General features: G+C 56.6%; 2 rRNA genes. Both read right to left on the reverse strand.

The window, feature by feature from the left end:
• Positions 1–35 precede the first annotated feature (35 nt).
• A 23S ribosomal RNA gene (locus AOK16_RS14375) occupies positions 36–3,161 on the reverse strand.
• 311 nt (positions 3,162–3,472) lie between these two features.
• Positions 3,473–3,585: ribosomal RNA gene (locus tag AOK16_RS14380) — 16S ribosomal RNA — on the reverse strand; the annotation flags it as partial.

Genomic DNA, 3,585 nt, shown 5'->3' on the forward strand with positions numbered 1-3,585 from the left:
TTGTTTCAGAACCAACACAGTGAACGCGAGCAACTGAGGACAAGCCCTCGGCCTATTAGTACCAGTCACCTCCACCCGTTACCAGGCTTCCAGATCTGGCCTATCAACCCAGTCGTCTACTGGGAGCCTTACCCCATCAAGTGGGTGGGAGCCCTCATCTCGAAGCAGGCTTCCCGCTTAGATGCTTTCAGCGGTTATCCCTCCCGAACGTAGCAAACCAGCCATGCCCTTGGCAGAACAACTGGCACACCAGAGGTCCGTCCGTCCCGGTCCTCTCGTACTAGGGACAGCCCTTCTCAAGACTCCTACGCGCACAGCGGATAGGGACCGAACTGTCTCACGACGTTCTAAACCCAGCTCGCGTACCGCTTTAATGGGCGAACAGCCCAACCCTTGGGACCGACTCCAGCCCCAGGATGCGACGAGCCGACATCGAGGTGCCAAACCATCCCGTCGATATGGACTCTTGGGGAAGATCAGCCTGTTATCCCCGGGGTACCTTTTATCCGTTGAGCGACGGCGCTTCCACAAGCCACCGCCGGATCACTAGTCCCGACTTTCGTCCCTGCTCGACCCGTCAGTCTCACAGTCAAGCTCCCTTGTGCACTTACACTCAACACCTGATTACCAACCAGGCTGAGGGAACCTTTGGGCGCCTCCGTTACCCTTTAGGAGGCAACCGCCCCAGTTAAACTACCCACCAGACACTGTCCCTGATCCGGATCACGGACCCAGGTTAGACATCCAGCACGACCAGAGTGGTATTTCAACAACGACTCCACAACCACTGGCGTGGCCGCTTCACAGTCTCCCACCTATCCTACACAAGCCGAACCGAACACCAATATCAAGCTATAGTAAAGGTCCCGGGGTCTTTCCGTCCTGCTGCGCGAAACGAGCATCTTTACTCGTAATGCAATTTCACCGGGCCTATGGTTGAGACAGTCGAGAAGTCGTTACGCCATTCGTGCAGGTCGGAACTTACCCGACAAGGAATTTCGCTACCTTAGGATGGTTATAGTTACCACCGCCGTTTACTGGCGCTTAAGTTCTCAGCCTCGCCCCACCGAAATAGAGCTAACCGGTCCCCTTAACGTTCCAGCACCGGGCAGGCGTCAGTCCGTATACATCGCCTTACAGCTTCGCACGGACCTGTGTTTTTAGTAAACAGTCGCTTCTCGCTGGTCTCTGCGGCCACCACCAGCTCAAGGAGTAAATCCCATCACCAGCAATGGCCCCCCTTCTCCCGAAGTTACGGGGGCATTTTGCCGAGTTCCTTAACCATAGTTCACCCGAACGCCTCGGTATTCTCTACCAGACCACCTGAGTCGGTTTAGGGTACGGGCCGCCACAAAACTCGCTAGAGGCTTTTCTCGACAGCATAGGATCATCCACTTCACCACAATCGGCTCGGCATCAGGTCTCAGCCTTTAATGTGTGACGGATTTACCTACCACACGGCCTACACCCTTACCCCGGGACAACCACCGCCCGGGCTGGACTACCTTCCTGCGTCACCCCATCACTCACCTACTACCAGTCTGGGCCACCGGCTCCACCACTCCCCCTCACTCCAAAGAGATCAGAGGCGGCTTCACGGGCTTAGCATCGCTGGATTCAGCGTTGACGCTTCATAGCGGGTACCGGAATATCAACCGGTTGTCCATCGACTACGCCTGTCGGCCTCGCCTTAGGTCCCGACTTACCCTGGGCAGATCAGCTTGACCCAGGAACCCTTAGTCAATCGGCGCACACGTTTCCCACGTGTGAATCGCTACTCATGCCTGCATTCTCACTCGTGAACCATCCACAACTCCCTTACGAGGCTGCTTCACCCGGCACACGACGCTCCCCTACCCAACCCAACAAGCGTTAGCCCTACACGTTGGATTGACACGACTTCGGCGGTACGCTTGAGCCCCGCTACATTGTCGGCGCAGAATCACTTGACCAGTGAGCTATTACGCACTCTTTCAAGGATGGCTGCTTCTAAGCCAACCTCCTGGTTGTCTCTGCGACTCCACATCCTTTCCCACTTAGCGCACGCTTAGGGGCCTTAGTCGATGCTCTGGGCTGTTTCCCTCTCGACCATGGAGCTTATCCCCCACAGTCTCACTGCCGCGCTCTCACTTACCGGCATTCGGAGTTTGGCTAAGGTCAGTAACCCGATAAGGCCCATCGCCTATCCAGTGCTCTACCTCCGGCAAGAAACACACGACGCTGCACCTAAATGCATTTCGGGGAGAACCAGCTATCACGGAGTTTGATTGGCCTTTCACCCCTAACCACAGGTCATCCCCCAGGTTTTCAACCCTGGTGGGTTCGGTCCTCCACGACCTCTTACAGCCGCTTCAACCTGCCCATGGCTAGATCACTCCGCTTCGGGTCTAGAGCATGCAACTCAAACGCCCTCTTCGGACTCGCTTTCGCTACGGCTACCCCACACGGGTTAACCTCGCTACACACCGCTAACTCGCAGGCTCATTCTTCAAAAGGCACGCAGTCACGACACAAGAAACAAGTTCCTTGTGCGACGCTCCCACGGCTTGTAGGCACACGGTTTCAGGTACTATTTCACTCCGCTCCCGCGGTACTTTTCACCATTCCCTCACGGTACTATCCGCTATCGGTCACCAGGGAATATTTAGGCTTAACGGGTGGTCCCGCCAGATTCACACAGGATTTCTCGGGCCCCGTGCTACTTGGGTGTTCTCCAAACGAGCCGTACAGATTTCAGCTACGGGGGTCTTACCCTCTACGCCGGGCCTTTCGCATGCCCTTCGCCTACCCATACGGTTTCTCACTCGCCTCACAGCCGGCAGACCATGAAAGAAGAATCCCACGACCCCGCATGCGCAACCCCTGCCGGGTATCACACACATACGGTTTAGCCTCATCCAGTTTCGCTCGCCACTACTCCCGGAATCACGGTTGTTTTCTCTTCCTGCGGGTACTGAGATGTTTCACTTCCCCGCGTTCCCTCCACATGCCCTATGTGTTCAGGCATGGGTGACAGCCCATGACGACTGCCGGGTTTCCCCATTCGGACACCCCCGGATCACAGCTCGGTTGACAGCTCCCCGGGGCCTATCGCGGCCTCCCACGTCCTTCATCGGTTCCTGGTACCAAGGCATCCACCGTGCGCCCTTAAAAACTTGGCCACAGATGCTCGCGTCCACTGTGCAGTTCTCAAACAACAACCAGCCACCCACCACCCCACCAAACAATGGCGAGTTCACTGGGACCGGCAACCGAAGACACAAGCAACAGCCCGTACCTTCAGACACCCAACAGCGCGCCCAACACAACCAGTCGACAACCCACGTTCCACACCCAAGAGCAGTACTAGTGACCCCATCAAACCAGCCGTGCCGAATAGTCAACGTTCCACCCATGAGCAACCAGCATCAGACACTCGCCGATGTACTGGCCTCTGACCAACCACAACCGGCTGGCAAGAAATGCTCCTTAGAAAGGAGGTGATCCAGCCGCACCTTCCGGTACGGCTACCTTGTTACGACTTCGTCCCAATCGCCAGTCCCACCTTCGACGACTCCCTCCCACAAAGGGGTTGGGCCACCGGCT

Origin of the sequence: Streptomyces pathocidini, from assembly GCF_001418495.1 — a bacterium.
Classification (GTDB): Bacteria; Actinomycetota; Actinomycetes; order Streptomycetales; family Streptomycetaceae; genus Streptomyces; species Streptomyces pathocidini.